Here is a 17,070-nt window from a genome sequence, read left to right as displayed (position 1 = left end):
CGCAGCCCCTCATTCCCGGCGAGGCACCTCGCCTACTTCCATTTTGTCGCATCGACCTGCACGGCCACGACGTAGAGGTGCTGGCCCTGCTCGATCTTCTCGACCTCGTAGACCCGCACAGGGGTCTGCGGGGTGGAACTCAGCGGGCGGCCGACGCCGATGCCGTAGGTGACGTAGCCCTCGAAATCGCCGGCGGGGGCGTATCTCGTGATCGCCTTGTAGCCGACGAAGGCCGGCGGCGACGAGACCACGCTCGACTGCCCGTCCTCGGTGTGCGCCTGCGCGGTGTGGAAGACGACCCGCAGGATCGTGTTCGTGCCGGGCATCGGGATCGGCAGGCCGCTGGCGTCGCCGTCGAGCTCTGGCACGTATTCCAGGGTGTAGCCGGGGAACCCGCCCTTGAAACGGAAGCTCATCTGGTCGAACGGCGGATTGTCCGACGGATGCGCGCCCACGCCGATCGAGTAGAGGTAGGGCAGCGGCGGCTCGGGTGGCGGCGCGATCGGAACCGTGTTGTCGTGCACCACGGAGATCGGCTGGTCCGGTCCGGGCCAGGCCCAGTCGTGGGCGAGCCGGGACGAGATGACCTTGTCACCGGACTGCGGCGGTTCGGTCTGGTCCGGTGGCGGGGTGGCGGGGGAGGTGCCGGAGGGCGTGGGGGTGGAGGTGACCGGCGCGGTCGCGGTGCCGGAGGGCGTGGCGGTGTCGGTGGGGAGCGGCAGCCAGGGCACGCAGGCCGCCAGGGCGAGCACCGCGGGAATCGCGATCAGAAGGCCGGCCGTGCGGCGCATCCGCCGGTGGGAGGTGCTGGACATCATCATCGACCCCAATGAGCCGGTTTCGAATGGCCCCGAACGCCACTGCTCGCGAAGACCGGTCTATTCGTGGTCTACTCCCGGGCGTCAGGGTTCACAAGGTCGAACGGCCCTGGAGACGCCGGCGGGCTCAGGAGGCGCCGCGAACGATCGCGGTGACCTTGCGGTCGGCGAGCCAGACATCCAGTTCCCCCGCGGGAACCGGGCGGGAGACAAGGTAGCCCTGAGCGGAGTCGCAGCCGAAGCGCACGAGTTCGTTGTAGGCGACACTGTTCTCGACACCTTCGGCCACCATCTGCAACCCCAGGCTGTGGGCCAGGGCGATCGCGGAGGAGACCAGGGTGGCGGCCCGCTCGTCGTTGATCATCGGGAAGACGAAGGACTGGTCGAGCTTGAGCTCGTCGATGGGCAGGTCGCGCAGGTAGGCGAGCGAGCTGTAGCCGGTGCCGAAATCGTCGACGGCGATGCGGACGCCGAGGGCCCGCAACCGGGTGAGGATGTCCCTGGCCCGCTCCCGGTCGTTCAGCAGGAATTCCTCGGTGACCTCGAGGGTCAGCACGGATGCCGGCAGGCCCCGGGAGTCGATCATGGCGCCGACCCGGTCGGGGAGGTCGCGGTCGACCAGGGAACTGGCCGACAGGTTCACGGCGATCGTGAGGGGTTCGCCCTGGGCCGTCCAGAGCGCGGCCTGGTCGAGGGCCTTGTTCAGCACGATCTGGGTCAGCGCGTGCATCAGCCCGGCCTCTTCGACCAGGTCGAGGAAGTGCTCCGGGAGGAGCAGGCCGCGGGTCGGATGATTCCAGCGCACGAGCGCCTCGACGCCCTGAACGTCGCCGGTGGCCAGGTCGACCTTCGGCTGATAGTGCAATTCGAGCTCGTCGTCGGCGATGGCGGTCCGCAGCTCCTGCAGGGTGCGCAGGCGCACGTCGCCGTGGCTGTCGTCGTCGCTCTGGTAGACGTGGTGCCCGCTCCGCGTGGACTTGGCTTTGTACATGGCCATGTCGGCCTTGCGCATCAGTGCCGTGACATCGTTCCCCTGCTCGGGGTGCACGGCGATGCCCATGCTGGCGCTGGAATGCAGCGTGATCCCCTCGAGCAGGAAGGGCTCGGCCAGGGCGGCGCGGAGCTTGACGGCGACGGCGACGGCTTCGTCGTGGCCCGAGTTGACGAGCAGCACCCCGAATTCGTCACCGCCCAGCCGGGCCAGCAGATCGGTGGCCCGCAGCGCTCCAGCCAGACGCACCCCTACCTGCACCAGCAAGCGGTCGCCCACATCGTGCCCGAGGCTGTCGTTGACCTCCTTGAACCGGTCCAGGTCGAGGAGGAGGAGGGCGCTGCGCCGGCTGTCGCCGGCTCCGAGTCGGCCGGGCACGTCGGCGTAGAAGGCGCGCCGGTTGGGCAGCCCGGTGAGGTCGTCGGTGCGGGAGAGCACGCGCAGCACCCGCTGCCTGCCGATGAGCGGGATGGTGGCCACGGCCATCGTCAGGGCGGCCAACACGACGGCCAGTCCGGACACCGGAACCTGGCTGGCCAGGATGAGCACGCCGAGCCCGGCCAGGATGGACACCGCCGGCACGGCCACTGCCGAAACGTTTCGGGTGCCGCGGCTCGTCGTCGAGCGGGGGGCACCCGACCGGTCGACCCAGAGGGTGATCAGGGCGATCGCGATCGCCCAGGTGGCGTCGAGCGGGGTGCCGATCACGTAAAGGTCAGGTGCGAGGGCGAACACCACGTCGGCGCCCGCAAAGATCACCAGTCCGGAAACGAGCAGCATCCAGCGGCGGCCTGCTTCGGGCCCGTGCGACGCGACGATCCCGGCAATGGAGGCGAGGAGGAGCAGGTCGAGCATCGGGTAGGCGATGGCGACAACGGTCCCGAGGGACGCCGGGTTCGCGGCGGCGGTGTTGAGCGCGGGCGTCAACAGCACCGCGAGCAGCGAGGCGGCGCCGAGGGAGCCGACGACGCTGTCCAGGACCAGTGATGTGGTGGAGCCGCGCAGCTGACGGCGCACCAGCATCATGAGCGAGGCCAGGAACAAGATGTAGAAGAGGAGGTACGCCGCGTCGGCCGGCGACGGGTAGGCGGCGAAACTGGTCTCGCGCTGGATCAGCTCGTAGGTGTCACCGAGAGTGTTGGCGGTCACCGCGGCGGCGGCGAGGAGCACCTCCGGGCGGCCGTGGCCTTCCCGGCGCCCCCGGCCGGTCCGGCGGCCCCGGCCCGCCCGGTAGGCGGCGGCCCAGCACACGGCGACGCAGGCCCACTCGGAGGCCATGGACAGGAACCCGTCGACGAACGGGTTGAAGCCGGAGTCCGGGACCATGAGGCCGATCACGTAGGCGAGTACCAGGCCGGCCATGACCCAGAGAGACCAGCGCCACCGCAGGGGGACGGCGCTCATTCGGTGGTCGCCGGGATCTCGCGGCGGGCCAGCCACTGGTCCAGGTCGGCGGCCGGGATGGGGCGGCACATGAAGTAGCCCTGGGCGTAGTCGCAGCCGTAGCGCACCAGCTCGTCGTAGGCCACACCGTTCTCGACTCCCTCGGCCACCATGCGGAGGCCGAGTCCGTGGGCCAGGTCGATGGTGGATGCGACGAGGGCGGCAGCCCTGGCATCGTCCGCCATCGGGAAGACGAAGGACTGATCGAGCTTGAGCTCGTCGATGGGCAGGTCGCGCAGGTAGGCGAGCGAGCTGTAACCGGTGCCGAAATCGTCGACGGAGATCCGGATGCCGCTGGCACGCAGCCGGGTGAGGATCTCCCGGGCCCGGTCCCGGTCGGCCATCAGGAACTCCTCGGTGATTTCCAGGGTGAGGGCGGATGCGGGCAGGCCGCGGCTCTCGATCATGGCGGCGACCCGCTCTGGCAATTCGGCATCGACGAGGGAGCTGGCCGAGAGGTTCACCGCGACGGTGAAGGAGCGGCCGGCGGCCAGCCACACGGCGGCCTGGTCGAGGGCCTGCCGCATCACCACCTGGGTGAGAGTGTGCATCAGGCCGGCCTCCTCGGCCATGGCCAGGAACTGGTCGGGGAAGAGCAGACCCCGGGTGGGATGGTTCCATCGCACGAGCGCTTCGACCCCGTTCACCGTGCCGGTCCGAAGCTCGATCTTGGGCTGGTAGTGCAGCACTAGCTGGTCGTCGGTCAGCGCGATCCGCAGCTCGTGCAGCGTGCGGAGCCGGGTGGCGCCGTGGTTGTTGTCCGCGCTGCGGTAGACGTGGTGGCCGCTGTGGCCGGACTTCGCCTTGTACATGGCCATATCGGCCTTGCGAAGCAGGCCGGTGAGGCTATCGCCCTGGTCGGGGTACAGTGCGATGCCGATGCTCGCGCTGGTCTGCAGGGAGATCCCTTCGAGCGTGAAGGGCGCGGCCAGGGCGGTGCGCAGCCGGAGCGCGGCGGCCTCCGCCTCGACCTGACCGGAGTCGTTGAGCAGGATCGCGAATTCGTCGCCGCCCAGCCGGGCGAGGAAATCGCCCGGTGTCAGCTCCAGGGCCAGGCGGGAGCCGACCTGGATCAGCAGCCGGTCGCCGGCGTCGTGGCCGAGGCTGTCGTTGACCTCCTTGAACCGGTCGAGATCAAGGATCATCAGCGCGCGCGGCTGCTCACGGTCGGCCGCGAGCCGCCCGGCTACGGCGGCGTACAGTGCCCGGCGGTTGGGCAGGCCGGTGAGGTCGTCCGTGCGGAGCTGACGCCGGAGCACCATCTGCCGGGAGATGAGTGGCAGTGCGGCCAGTCCCAGCGTCGCCGCCGCCAGGCCGATCGCGACGGGGGAGACCGGCACCTGGCTTGACAGCACCAGCACGCCGAGCGCCGAAATGGTCGACACCGCGGGCAGGGCGAGAGCGGCTGCGCTGTGCGCCGCGTGGCCGAGGACGGCATCCGGGCGAGTCGACGCGTCGAGCCAGACCGCTACGAGGGCCAGGCCGATCAGCCAGCCCGCGTCCAGCGCGGTGCCGAGTACGTACCGGTCGCCGATGATCGCGAACACGATGTCGGTGGAGGCGAAGATCATCAGGCCGAAGACGAGGATTATCCAGCGGCGGTCGGCATCCGAACTCTGCGACGCGGCGACTCCGCCGACGGCCAGGGCCAGCAGGAGGCTGAAGAGCGGGTAGGCAACCGCGATGCTGCCCGTCGCGTCCGGTGCGGCGTCGCCGAGGGACGCCAGGAAGGGCGTTAGAAGCGCCGCGAGCACCGATGCCGTGCCCAGGGCGCCGACGGCGCTGTCCAGGAGCACCGCCCAGGCCAGGCCGCGCGCGCTGCGTTGCACGAGCATCCCGATCACGACTGTCATCAGGGCGTAGAAGAGCAGATAGCCGAGGTTGGTCGGGGAGGGGAACGACAGCTCCTCACCAATCATCTCCGCACTGAGGGCGTAGACGTTCGCGGCGACGACGCCGGTCACCGCCACCGCTGTCAGCCGCAACTCGCGTTGGCCGCGCCCGGCGCGGGCGACCGCCAGCCAGCAGACGGTCAGCAGGACCGACTGGGTGAGCATCGACAGGACGCCATCGATGAGCGGGTTGAAGCCAGGTCCGTATAGGAGCAGGGCGCCGGTGTAGGCGGCGACGAGCAGTCCCATGACCCACGCCAGCCACATGGCGGACCGACCGAAGTACCTCAGTACCGGACCGCTAAGACGCGCAAAACTATTCGACTGCAATGGAGCTCCCGGACTGACGTTTGTTCAGCGTAGCAGCGGGCTGCGGCCGAAACGGGGAACGAACGCTACGAGCCGGAGACCAATCCGGGGGACGTCAGCATGAATTCCGGGGAGCTCGGTGACCTTCACCGTGGCGACGGCGATCGCCGGTGCTGTCTCCTGTGTGTTCGGGCCTGGCGGGTCCCTCAGGTAGCCCGCTGTTGGCGCAGCCCGATCCGGCCCTCGGTCGTTACGATTGACGTACCGAGGCAGCACAAACAGGAGGCGCTCATCATGACGGTACTCGTGGGGTTCTCGAGCAAGTACGGTGCGACCGAAGGAATTGCCGAGCGCATCGCCCGCAAGCTGCGCGAGGCGGGCTGCGACGCGATCGCCCGGCCCCTCGCATCCGTGGACAAGCCGGCGGACTACGACGCCTTCGTGCTCGGCAGTGCGGTCTACATGGGGTCGTGGCGCAAGGAGGCTACCGGATTCGTACGGGGAAACCTGGCGGAGCTGGCCGGCAAGCCGGTCTGGCTGTTCAGCAGCGGACCGCTCGGCACCGACCCGAAGGATGCCGAGGGGCGCGACAAGCTCAAGGAAGCCGAACCGAAGCAGTTCGAGGAGTTCGGTGAGGCGCTCAGCCCCCGCGGGCGCCAGGTGTTCTTCGGCGCCCTCGACCCGAACGGGCTCGGTCGCCGGGACCGGCTGGTGCGGCGCATCCCGTCCGGGCGCGAGCTGCTGCCCGAGGGAGACTTCCGCGACTGGGCCGCGATCGACGAGTGGGCGGCCGGGATCGCCGAGGAGCTGGCCGCGGGCTGACGCCCCGTCGACGCCGCCCGCGCCGCGGTCGCCTGAGGGCGTCGCCGGGGCTCAAGGCTCCAGCAGGCCGCGGATGTCGTCGGCCGTGAGCGCGTCGCTGAAGCCGGCGTCGCCGGCCGTCCCTGCACCGTCGAGCACCGAGCCGGTGAGCGCCGCCTTCTGCTCCTTGAGCGCCATCACCTTTTCCTCGATCGTGTCGGTGGCGACCATCCGGTAGACCATCACGTTCTTCGTCTGGCCGATCCGGTGGGTGCGGTCCACCGCCTGCATCTCGGTGGCCGGGTTCCACCATGGGTCGAGCAGGAAGACGTAGTCGGCCTCGGTGAGGTTCAGGCCGAACCCGCCCGCCTTGAGGCTGATCAGGAACACCGGCGCGGTGCCCTGCTTGAACCGGTCGATCACGGCCGGACGATGCAGCGTCGACCCGTCGAGGTAGCAGTAGGCGATTCCCACGGCGTCGAGCCGGGCCGCCGCCTTGGTGAGGAAAGAGGTGAACTGGCTGAAGACGAGCGCCCGGTGTCCCTCGGCGACGACGTCCGCGAGCTGATCGAACAGGGCGTCGAGTTTGCTCGAGGACACCCCGGCGTATTTCTCGTCGACCAGCGAGGGGTCCAGGCTGAGCATGCGCAGCAGGGTCAGCGACCGGAAGACGATGAACCGGTTCTGGTCCAGGTCTTCGATCAGGCCGAACAGCTTCTGCCGCTCCCGTTGCAGGAACGTGTCGTAGAGCCGCCGGTGCCGCGGGTTCAACTCGATCTGCAGGGTCTGCTCCTGCTTGGGCGGCAGTTCCGGAGCGACGACGTCCTTGGTGCGGCGCAGCATCAGGGGCCGGATGCGGCGGCGCAGCCGATGGATCAGCGCCGGGTCGGCGCCGGTCGCGGCGGGTCGCAGGTAGTCCTCGGCGAAGCGGCGGGCCGAGGGGAAGAGGCCGGGCGCGACGATCGCGAACAGGGCCCACAGTTCGAGCAGGTTGTTCTCCATCGGCGTTCCGGTGAGGGCGAGCTTGAACGGGGTGGCCAGGTCCCGGGCGCAGAGGTGCACCTTCGAGGCGCGGTTCTTGACGAACTGGGCCTCGTCGAGGACCAGCCCCGCCCAGCCGGCGGCCTGGTAGGCCTCGAAGTCGAGGCGGAAGAGCGCGTATGAGGTGACGACGACGTCGGCGCCGGCCGCGGCATAAGCAATCGGTACCCCGCCGGCCGCCTCGGTCGCGGTGACGGCGCGCACGACGAGGCCGGGCGTGAACCGGGCGGCCTCGGCGAGCCAGTTGGAGACCACCGAGGTCGGGGCGACGACCAGGAACGGCCGTCGGCCGGGGGTGCGCGGCTGCGCGGTGGCGTGGGCGAGCAGGGCCAGGGTCTGCAACGTCTTGCCGAGCCCCATGTCATCGGCGAGGATGCCGCCCAGCCGGTGCTCCCAGAGGAAGGCGAGCCAGGCGAAACCATGCAGCTGGTACGGGCGCAGCGTGGCCACGAGTCCGGCCGGCAGGGGAACGGACCCGGGCTCGGCGAGGGAGTGCGGCTCAGCGAGGGGCTGGCCGGCCGTCTGCCCGTCGGCGGTGGTGAGGGCGAGCAGCCCGGCCACGGTCGCCCGCCAGGCGACGGCCTGCACGGTCTCGTCGGCGAGGTCCTCGAACTCGGACCAGAGAGCGGCCTGGTGACGGCTGATCCGCAGCCCGGTGTCCCACTCCTGCAGGGCACGGGCTTCGGCGATGAGCTCGTGAAGGCGCTCGAAGACCGGCTGGCGCAGGGAGAGGTAGCTGTTGTCGACCAGCAGCAGCTTGGCCTTCCCCTTGGCCAGGGCCTTGAAGAGGGGACCGAACGGCACGCTCCGGCCGTCGACGGTGACCAGCACGCCGAGATCGAACCAGTCGCGCCGATCGGTCTCGACCGTGGTCACGGTGAGTTCGGGCACCGCCGTGAGTTCACGGTAGTCGGGCGGGTCACCGACGACGTCGACGCGCACGCCCGGCACCGAGCGGAGCCTCGGCAGGGTCTGTCCGGCGTACTCGGCCGTCTCGATGTCGTGCAGGAGCCGGGCTGCCGGGCCGGGCGCCGGGTGGCCGTCCAGCCGGAGGGCGTCGGCCGCGGCGGCGAGGATGGCGGCTTCACGGGTATCGGGCGTCTCGGCGCCGGGGGTGCCGGCTTCGCGGGTGCCTGCATCGGGGGTGCCGGCTTCGCGGGTGCCTGCTTCGCGGGTGCCTGCATCGGGGGTGCCGGCGTCGGGGGAGCCGGGGGCCGCCCGGAGCGGGCTCCGGGTCACGCGGGCACCCTCCCGGTGCTCCCAGTGCCACTCGAGCTCCAGCGCCTGCTTTGGCCGGAACCGGGCCGTGAGCACGAGCACGGGCGGGTCTGCCTCGGGGAAGTGCACCGAGGCATCCGTGCTCGTGACCGGTAGGGCGTGCCGCAGTGCCGGGTAGAACACGGTCAGGAACTCGGCCACGTCGGACTCGGGCACGTCGACCGTGCCCGGCTGCCCGAGCAGCCGCAGCTGTTCGGGGCTGAGCGGCCGGTCGACGGGGGCCAGGGTGAGTTGTGGCCGGGCGCCGAGCGCCCAGGCGTAGAGTCCGTGGCTGCCGATGGCCCCGGCGTGTTCGGCGGGGTGGGCTTCGCCGTCGATCTGCAGCCGGGTGGCCAGACGGAGGCCCGCGTTGACCGCGTCGGTGCTCGCGTCGAGGCCCAGGCCAGCCGTGCGGCCCACCGTGACCTGGGCATCCTTCTTGCTGCCGACCAGCTGGAGGCCGATCGCGGCGGCCTCGTCGAAGAGGGTCCAGAGCAGCGGGCTGGTGAAGTCGTCGAGGTAGAGCCAGTCGGCTTCCTGGCTGGTGTACACGCCGCGCACCGCCCGGTGCAGGGCGAGCAGCTGGCTCAGCCATCGGTGGTGCTCAGGGTTGAGATTCAGCCGGTTCAGGTGGTAGCCGAGCTGGTTCCAGGACACGTTCGTGCGCACCCAGCTGCCCCGGCCGCTCAGGATGACCGGCCGCACCCCGAGCCGGAGCTCGCCGTGCCCCGGCCGAACGGTGGTGGCCGTTCGCGCGGTCGGACCGCGCCAGCGCTCGTTCGTGCGGGGGGTCTGCTCGCGCAACTCGAACTGCAGCCCCATCGACACCGGCGGTCGGGCGGCGGGGGAGCCGGTCGCCTCGGCCGCAGGCCCGGCCGGAGGCCCCGCGATCCGCTTCCAGTCGGCGGATGCCGCTGGAGGCCCGGAGCGCGACATGGCTCCATGCTCTCACGCGCGACCCGGGCCCCGCGGCACGTCGGATCGGAGAAAATCCGAACACGCCGGGGTGCGCGGCGGCGGCAACGGCGAGTCGCGAGAATCTCCATCCCGGCGGAAGGGCGCTGGGGCGGTGGTGCGGTGCGCGCTACTCGGGCAGCGCGGCCCCGGTCGGATGCGCGCCCGCCACGTCGATCAGCCAGGCGAAGTCGAAGGCCCGTTCGCGCCAGGCGGCGTAGCGCCCGGACACCCCGCCGTGGCCGGCCGACATCTCGGTTTTCAGCAGCGCATCCGCTCCGACCTCGCGCAGCCGGGCCACCCACTTGGCGGGCTCGACGTAGAGCACCCGGGTGTCGTTCAGGCTGGTCACGGCGAGGATGCGCGGGTACTGCGTCTCGCGCACGTTCTCGAGCGGGGAATATCCCTTCATGTACGCGTACACCTCGGGGTCGTGCAGCGGGTCGCCCCACTCGTCCCACTCGATCACGGTGAGCGGCAGCGACGGGTCGAGGATCGAGGTGAGCGGGTCGACGAACGGCACGGCGGCGTGGATGCCGGCGAACAGCTCCGGCGCCAGGTTCGCGACCGCGCCCATCAGCAGCCCGCCGGCGCTGCCGCCGTCGGCGACGAGCCGGTCGGGGCTGGTCAGGTCCAGGTCGACCAGGTGCCGGGCGCAGTCGATGAAGTCCGTGAAGCTGTTGCGCTTGTGCAGCTTCTTGCCCTGTTCGTACCAGGGGCGGCCCAGTTCGCCGCCGCCGCGCACGTGCGCGATCGCGAAGACCATGCCGCGGTCGAGCAGGCTCAGCCGCGGGATGCTGAAGCCGGGGTCGATGCTGTGTTCGTACGACCCATAGCCGTAGAGCACGGTCGGCGCCGGCACCCCGGGGCGCACCAGGTCGCGGCGGAAGACCAGCGAGATCGGCACCCGGGTGCCGTCACCGGCCACCGCCCATTCCCGGCGCTGTTCGAACAGGTTCGGGTCGTATTGGCCGCGCACCGGCTGCTGCTTGAGCAGGCGGCGCTCGCCGGTGGCGACGACATGGTCGTACACGCTCGACGGCGTGAGGAAGCTGGTGTAGCCGAACCGCACCGTGGGCTGATCCCACTCCGGGTTGGCGCCGGTGCCCACCGTGAAGAGCGGTTCGTCGAAGGTGAGCTCGGCGAAGTCGAGCCCGTCTGGGCCGGAGTCTGAGTCCGTGCCGGTGCCGGTGCGGGCGATGGCCACCCGGGTGAGCCCGTCCCGGCGGTATTCGGCGGTGACGAAGTCGCGGAACGCGTCGACGCCCTCCAGACGCACGGCGTCGTCGTGGGGCAGCAGCATCCGCTGAGGGCCCTGGGGGTCCACCGCGGCCACGCTGACCAGCTCGAAGTTGACCGCGTGGTCGTTGTGCACGATCAGCAGGCGGTCTTCGCCGTTGACGACGGCGTGCTCCACGTCGTATTCGACGCCGTCGCGGCGCGGCCAGACCACCGCGAACTCGCCGGTCGGGTCGTCCGCGGCGAGCAGCCGGGTCTCGGTCGTCACGCTCGACCCGGCCTCGACCAGCAGGAACTTGCGGCTGCGGGTGACGCCGACGCCGACCCAGAACCGTTCGTCGGGCTCGTGGAACACCTCGCTGTCGACGGATGCCGCCCCGCCCACCTCGTGCCGCCAGACGGTGTCCGGCCGCCAGGCGTCGTCGACCGTGGTGTAGAAGAGGTAGCGGCCACTCGGATCGAACAGGGCGCCTTCGGCGGTGTCCTCGATCTCGTCGGGGAGGTTCTGCCCGGTGGCCAGGTCGCGCACCCGGATCGTGTACCGCTCGTCGCCCTCGGTGTCGACGGCGTAGAGCAGCCGGCTCCCGTCGGCGCTGACATCGAAGCTGCCGAGCGAGTAGAAGTCGTGCCCGGCCGCCTCCTCGTTGTCGTCGAGCAGCAGCTGCTCGCCCGGGAGCCCGGCCGTGGCCGGGTCGCCGTCGGCGGCGATCACCGGCGGCTCCCAGTCGTCCGGCCCGGTGATGGGGGCCCGGCAGTGGATGCCGTACTCCTGACCCTCGGCCGTGCGGGTGTAGTACCACCACCGGCCCTCGCGCACCGGCACGCTGAGGTCGGTCTCCTGGGTGCGGCCCTTGAACTCCTCGAAGAGCTGCTCCCGCAGCGGTTCGAGGTGAGCCGTGCGGGCATCCGTGTAGTCGTTCTCGGCGCCGAGGTGAGCGAGGACATCCGGGTTGTCCTTGTCGCGCAGCCACTCGTAGTCGTCGATGTACACGTCGTCGTGGTGCACGCGCCGGGTCGGCTTCTTCGCCGCAAGGGGAGGAATGGTCATTGGTCAAGCGTACGGGGAGCGCCCTCGTACGACGGTGGGGGAGAATCGAGGGTGACCGGAGCCGACAATCGCGGCCCCGGGAAAGGACACCCATGACGAATGCCCCGACCGACGTGACCGCAGCTCGGCAGTCTCCCGACACCTCGAACACCCTGCACGGCAGGGTCTTCGAGGCTGTGCTGTTCGACATGGACGGCACCCTCGTCGACTCGACCAACGCCGTCAACCGGTCCTGGCGGCGCTGGGCCGACGAGGCCGGCCTCGGCGAGTCGTTCACGGGCGCCCGCCACGGGGTGCCGGCCCGCCAGATGCTCGCCACCCTGGTCCCGGCCGACCAGGTCGACCTGGCCGTCTCGCGGCTGACCGAGTTCGAACTGGCCGACACGGGCGACATCGCGATCCTCCCCGGCGCGGGGGAACTCCTCGCGAGCATCCCCGAGCACCGGCGGGCGATCGTCACCTCCGCCACCCGGGCGCTCTGCCTGGTGCGCCTGACCGCCGCCGGCGTCCCCGCCGTCGCAACGGTCGTCACCATCGAGGAGACGAGCCGGGGCAAGCCGTTCCCCGAGCCGTTCCTGGCCGCCGCCGCGCGCCTCGGCGTCGACCCGGCCCGCTGCCTCGTCGTGGAGGACGCCCCGGCCGGCCTGGAGGCGGCCCGCGCCGCCGGCTGCGCCACCATCGGCGTCGAGGGAACCCACGCCGCGGCCGACCTGGTCGCTGATCTCGTCGTGCCGGGCCTGGACCGGCTTCGGATCCTGGTGCAGGACGACGGGGTCGGCGTCGAGCTGCTCCCGGCGTGAATCAGCTCTGGTAGATCTCCAGCGGGAGGCCGTCGGGGTCGCGGAAGAAGAACATGGCCTTTCCGTTGTTCGGGTCCACCCTGAGTTCCTCGCAATCGACGCCCTTCCGCAGGAGTTCGGCGTGGGTCGCCGGCACGTCGTCGACCTCGAAGGCCAGGTGACGCAGGCCGAGCGCCTCCGGGCCGCTCCGCCGTGGCGGGGTGTCCGGGAACGAGAACAGCTCGATCAGGTAATGCCCGTTCAGGGCGAGCTTGCCCATCCAGGAATCCCGTTCGGCCCGGAAGTACTCGGCCTCGAGGGTGGCGCCGAGCACGTCCTGGTAGAACGCCTTCGACAATTCGTAGTCGCTGGCGATGATGGCGATGTGGTGCACTCCGTTTATGCGCATCCCGGCAGTTTCGCACGTCGACCGCGGTGTGAGGGACGCCGTCTGTGAGGCATCCACAGGAATCTTCAGGGCGCACACGGGTGCCGACTATATGGTGGTTGATTAGCGCAAAATTCATCGGCAGGGAGATCAATGGCACGGGAGCAGAAGCCGACCGGGCGTGGAGACGCCCGTCGCCAGGCCAAAGCGACCGGTCTCGTGCGCCACAAACGCCATTCCCGCTGGCGTGAGTTCTGGGCGCCGCTGCTCAAGGTGGTCGCGATCACGCTGGCTGTCGCACTGGTGAGCGGGGCATCCGTCGCCGCCATCGCCGTGAACCAGTTCGCCACCAAGGTCGCCGCCAACTCGGTGGACATCTCCAACGGCAAGAAGCCCGCGAAGACCGCCAAAGCGGCCTCCTTCGCCGGCGGCTTCAATGTGCTGGTGGTCGGCGTGGACAACTCCACCGCCCAGGGTGAGTCCTATGGCGAACGCGACACGACCCTGAACGACGTCAACATCCTCCTGCACGTCTCTGCCGACCACAAGAGCGCCGTCGTCGTCAGCATCCCGCGCGACCTTGTCATCGCCCAGCCCGAGTGCACCAACCCCGACACCGGTGACGTCAACTCCGCCGTCGACGCCGAGGCCGTCAACGCGTCCTACGGCCGCGGCGGCCTCGGCTGCGTCGTCTCGACGGTCTCCGAACTCACCGGGCTGGACATCCCCTACGCCGGGCTGATCTCGTTCCAGGGCACCGTGGCGATGGCGGATGCCGTGGGCGGCGTTCCGATCTGCCTCAACGATGCCATCGACGACCCGCTCTCCGGCCTCAACCTGCCCGCGGGCACCAGCGTCGTCGCCGGCCAGACGGCCCTGTCCTACCTTCGCAGCCGCCACGGCGTCGGCGACGGCAGCGACCTGTCCCGAATCTCATCGCAGCAGGCCTACATGTCCTCGCTGATGCGCGTGATGAAGAGCAACTCGACCCTCACCGACGTGTCGAAGCTCACCGGCCTGGCCAACGCGGCCGGAACGAACCTCAAGCTCTCCACCTCGCTCGCGAACATCCCGACCATGGTGAGCATGGCGCTCGCGCTCAAGGACATCGACCTGGACAAGCTCGTCTTCGTGCAGTACCCGTCGGCGGAGGACCCCGAGAACACCGCGAAGCTGGTGCCCTCGGAAGAGCTCGCCACTGCCCTGTTCGCCAAAATTCAGGCCGACCAGCCGTTCACGCTCGACGAGAACTCCCTCGGCAACAGCACCCAGGCCGATCCGGCCGCGCCGGCTCCCGCCGAAACGCCGGCACCGGCCGAGACGCCCGACCCGGCCGCCACCGATCCGGCCGCGACGCCGGCGCCCGCCGCGCCGGAAACGATCGCCGGGCTGCGCGGCCAGACCGCGAACCAGCAGACCTGCTCCATCGCGTACGACTACTGACCCGGCTGGTGCGCCCAGCCCGACTCGACCTGACCCGACTCGACCTGACCCGACTCGACCTGACCCGGCGGGGTTAGTGTCGGGATTGGCCGGGTCTTTTCCCGACCCTCATCCAGTGCTAACGTCAACTAGCTAAGCTAATTGACTATTAGGAGGATGAGATGAAGCAGGGCAGTGACCTTCTCCGCCAGGGCGTCGTGCTGGTCAGCGCGATCCTGGCGATCATCGGCTCATTCATCGGTTCGGGTGCGGCCGGCGGCACGCCGATCCAGAACGCGTCGGGCGGTGCGCTCGCCGCCGACGCCACCCTGATCGCTCCCGCCGTTCCGGCGTTCGGCATCTGGACCCCGATCTACCTCGGCCTGATCGGCTACGCCATCTGGCAGTTCCTGCCCGCGCAGAAGACGGATGCCCGTCAGCGTCGCCTCGGCTACCCGGTAGCCGCGTCGCTCCTGCTGAACGCGGCGTGGATCCTGAGCGTGCAGTTCGACCAGCTCTGGCTCAGCGTGCCGGTGATCGTGCTCCTGCTCGCCGTGCTCGTGCTGACGTTCCGGATCACCCTGGCTTCGCGGCCGAAGAACCTGATCGAGACCGTCCTCGCCGATGGCACGATCGGCCTCTACCTCGGCTGGGTCTGCGTCGCCACCGCCGCCAACGTGACCGCGGTCCTGGTAGCGGCCGGCTTCGACGGTTTCGGCGCCTCACCGGACGTGTGGGCGGTCGCCGTCGTTGCCGTTGCGGGGCTCGTCGGGGTGCTGATCGCCGTCGCCGGCCGCGGGCGCCTCGCCCCCGCCGTGTCCCTGTCCTGGGGGCTGGCCTGGCTGGCCGTCGCGCGGCTGACCGGCAGCCCGCCGTCCACCCCGGCGGCGATCGCGGCCCTGGTCGCCGTCGCCGTCATCGTCCTTCTCACCCTCGCCCTGCGCCTGCGCGGCGCGAAATCCGTCGCTCCCCGATTGGCCACCGCATGACCATCCCCGCCTCCGACCGTGCCGCGCGCCCCGCCGAGGCCACGGGCTCTCCCCGTCGCCGCTGGGCCGGCCTGGTCTTCATCAGCGTCGCCGTCGCGCTCATCATCGTCGACTCCACGATCATCAACGTGGCCATCCCCTCGATCGTCGACGACCTCGCCATCACCTCCACCCAGGTGCAGTGGGTGCAGGAGAGCTACACGCTCGTCTTCGCGGCGCTGCTGCTGGTGTTCGGCACCCTCGCCGACCGCTACGGGCGCCGCCGCATCCTGCTGCTCGGCGTCGTCGTCTTCGCCGCGGCATCCGTGCTCGCCGCGTTCTCCGGATCGGGCGATCTCCTGATCGGCGCGCGCCTGGTCCAGGGCGTCGGCGGGGCGATGGTGCTGCCGACAACCCTGTCGCTGATCAACGCCACCTTCCGCGGCCGCGACCGTGGCATCGCGTTCGCCATCTGGGGCTCCACGATCGGCGGCATGGTGGCTGTCGGCCCGCTCCTCGGCGGCTGGCTCACCACCTACTTCTCCTGGCGCTGGGCGTTCGGCATCAACGTGCCGCTCGGCATCATCATCGTCATCGGCGTGCTCACCTTCGTGGTCGAATCCCGGGACGCCGGCGAGCCGCGCCGGGTCGACGTCGTCGGCGCGGTGCTCTCCGTGCTCACCAGCGCGTCGCTCGTCTTCGGTCTGATCGAGGGGCGCAGCTACGGCTGGTGGCTGACCAACAAGGCTATGGTGATCGGCGACTGGACCTGGCCGTTCGAACTGTCGCCGATCCCGTTCGCGTTCGCGGTCACGCTCGTCGCCGGGGTGGCGTTCGTCGCCTGGGGTCTGTACCGCCAGCGCACGGGCCGGACCACCCTGCTCGCCTTCTCGCTGTTCCGGATCGCCTCGTTCCGCAACGGCAACATCGCGGCCATGATCGTCTCGCTCGGCGAATTCGGGATCATCCTCTCCCTGCCGCTCTGGCTGCAGAACGTGCTCGGCTACGACGCGCTGCAGACCGGTTTCGTGCTGCTCGCCCTGGCCCTGGGCTCCTTCGTGGCGAGCGGCCTGGCCGGCGCGTTCGGCAACAAGGTCTCCCCGGAGTCCATCGTGCGGCTGGGCATCGTCGCGGAGATCATCGGCGTCACGGGTCTCGGGGTCGTCATCTCGAAGGATGCCACCTGGCTGTCGGTCGTGCCGTTCCTCTTCGTCTACGGCATCGGCGTGGGGCTCGCGACCGCGCAACTCACCGGGGTCGTGCTCAAGGACGTGCCGGTCGAGAAGAGCGGCCAGGGCTCCGGCACCTCGAGCACCGCCAGGCAGATCGGTTCCGCCCTGGGCATCGCCGTGCTCGGCACCGTGTTGTTCACCTCGGTCGGGGCGTCGCTCGACGCGAAACTCGCCGACCTGCCGGGCATCCCGGCGGCCGCTCAGTCCCAGGTCGTCGACGCGGTCGTCGACAGCGCCGGTGCGGCCATCCCGGCACTCGAGGCCCGGAGCCCGGCCCTCGCGGAGGCCGCGCGGGACGCGTTCAGCGAGGGGACCCGGTACTCCGCCTTCGCCGCGGCCGGTTTCCTCGTGCTCGGCTTCCTGGCGACGCTGCGGCTCTCCGGCACTGCTCCGCACCGGATTCCCCTCGACACGGATGCCGCCCCCGCCGGGGTCGGCGGTCCCGCCTAGATCGACCCGGCCGCCCGGCCCGTCACCCCACAATGCCC

The 17,070-nt window shown here is 70.4% G+C and carries 11 protein-coding genes; 5 read left to right on the top strand and 6 right to left on the bottom strand.

What is annotated here, in order from left to right; genetic code table 11:
* Positions 1-32: 32 nt before the first annotated feature.
* The 3 genes from IWX89_RS07090 to IWX89_RS07080 all read right to left on the bottom strand — a co-directional run bounded on the left by IWX89_RS07090 (position 33) and on the right by IWX89_RS07080 (position 5,393).
* Positions 33-818, bottom strand: coding sequence for a hypothetical protein (locus tag IWX89_RS07090; protein WP_196902846.1), 786 nt, complete (start codon positions 816-818; stop codon positions 33-35).
* Positions 819-945: 127 nt separating this feature from the next.
* A complete protein-coding gene (locus tag IWX89_RS07085) occupies positions 946-3,213 on the bottom strand; it encodes a bifunctional diguanylate cyclase/phosphodiesterase (RefSeq protein WP_196902845.1) in 2,268 nt (755 codons plus the stop codon).
* On the bottom strand, positions 3,210-5,393 hold the full coding sequence (locus IWX89_RS07080; RefSeq protein WP_196902844.1) for a bifunctional diguanylate cyclase/phosphodiesterase: 2,184 nt from the start codon (positions 5,391-5,393) through the stop codon (positions 3,210-3,212). The genes IWX89_RS07085 and IWX89_RS07080 overlap by 4 nt, the downstream gene beginning before the upstream one ends.
* Before the next feature lie 354 nt (positions 5,394-5,747).
* Here IWX89_RS07080 and IWX89_RS07075 point away from each other — a divergent pair, with 354 nt between their 5' ends.
* Complete coding sequence (locus tag IWX89_RS07075; protein ID WP_196902843.1) at positions 5,748-6,275, top strand: flavodoxin domain-containing protein; 528 nt, start codon at positions 5,748-5,750, stop codon at positions 6,273-6,275.
* A 51-nt stretch (positions 6,276-6,326) separates the two neighbouring features.
* Here IWX89_RS07075 and IWX89_RS18770 read toward each other — a convergent pair whose 3' ends face one another.
* Together IWX89_RS18770 and IWX89_RS07065 are read right to left on the bottom strand one after the other, a co-directional pair.
* Positions 6,327-9,488: a DEAD/DEAH box helicase gene (locus IWX89_RS18770; protein ID WP_196902842.1), complete on the bottom strand. Its 3,162-nt coding sequence runs from the start codon at positions 9,486-9,488 to the stop codon at positions 6,327-6,329.
* Between the two features lie 148 nt (positions 9,489-9,636).
* Positions 9,637-11,793, bottom strand: a complete 2,157-nt coding sequence (locus tag IWX89_RS07065; protein WP_196902841.1) for a S9 family peptidase — start codon at positions 11,791-11,793, stop codon at positions 9,637-9,639.
* Positions 11,794-11,885: 92 nt separating this feature from the next.
* On the opposite strand from IWX89_RS07065, the gene IWX89_RS07060 reads away from it, so the two are divergent.
* Positions 11,886-12,593: an HAD family phosphatase gene (locus IWX89_RS07060; protein ID WP_196902840.1), complete on the top strand. Its 708-nt coding sequence runs from the start codon at positions 11,886-11,888 to the stop codon at positions 12,591-12,593.
* A gap of 1 nt (position 12,594) precedes the next feature.
* On the opposite strand, the gene IWX89_RS07055 is transcribed toward IWX89_RS07060, so the two are convergent.
* Positions 12,595-12,981 (bottom strand): VOC family protein, encoded by a 387-nt coding sequence (locus IWX89_RS07055; protein WP_196902839.1) that lies wholly within the window; start codon positions 12,979-12,981, stop codon positions 12,595-12,597.
* Between the two features lie 132 nt (positions 12,982-13,113).
* On the opposite strand from IWX89_RS07055, the gene IWX89_RS07050 reads away from it, so the two are divergent.
* The 3 genes from IWX89_RS07050 (at position 13,114) to IWX89_RS07040 (ending at position 17,032) form a co-directional block, all read left to right on the top strand.
* Positions 13,114-14,403: an LCP family protein gene (locus IWX89_RS07050; RefSeq protein ID WP_196902838.1), complete on the top strand. Its 1,290-nt coding sequence runs from the start codon at positions 13,114-13,116 to the stop codon at positions 14,401-14,403.
* 161 nt (positions 14,404-14,564) lie between these two features.
* Positions 14,565-15,371 (top strand): tryptophan-rich sensory protein, encoded by an 807-nt coding sequence (locus IWX89_RS07045; RefSeq protein WP_196902837.1) that lies wholly within the window; start codon positions 14,565-14,567, stop codon positions 15,369-15,371.
* On the top strand, positions 15,368-17,032 hold the full coding sequence (locus IWX89_RS07040) for a DHA2 family efflux MFS transporter permease subunit (RefSeq protein WP_196902836.1): 1,665 nt from the start codon (positions 15,368-15,370) through the stop codon (positions 17,030-17,032). The genes IWX89_RS07045 and IWX89_RS07040 overlap by 4 nt, the downstream gene beginning before the upstream one ends.
* Positions 17,033-17,070 lie beyond the last annotated feature (38 nt).

The sequence above is a fragment of the Cryobacterium sp. MP_M3 genome (assembly GCF_015752155.1).
Classification (GTDB): domain Bacteria; phylum Actinomycetota; class Actinomycetes; order Actinomycetales; family Microbacteriaceae; genus Cryobacterium.
The sequence above is the reverse complement of the archived record's forward strand: the minus strand, read 5'-3'. Positions and strand labels throughout refer to the sequence as shown.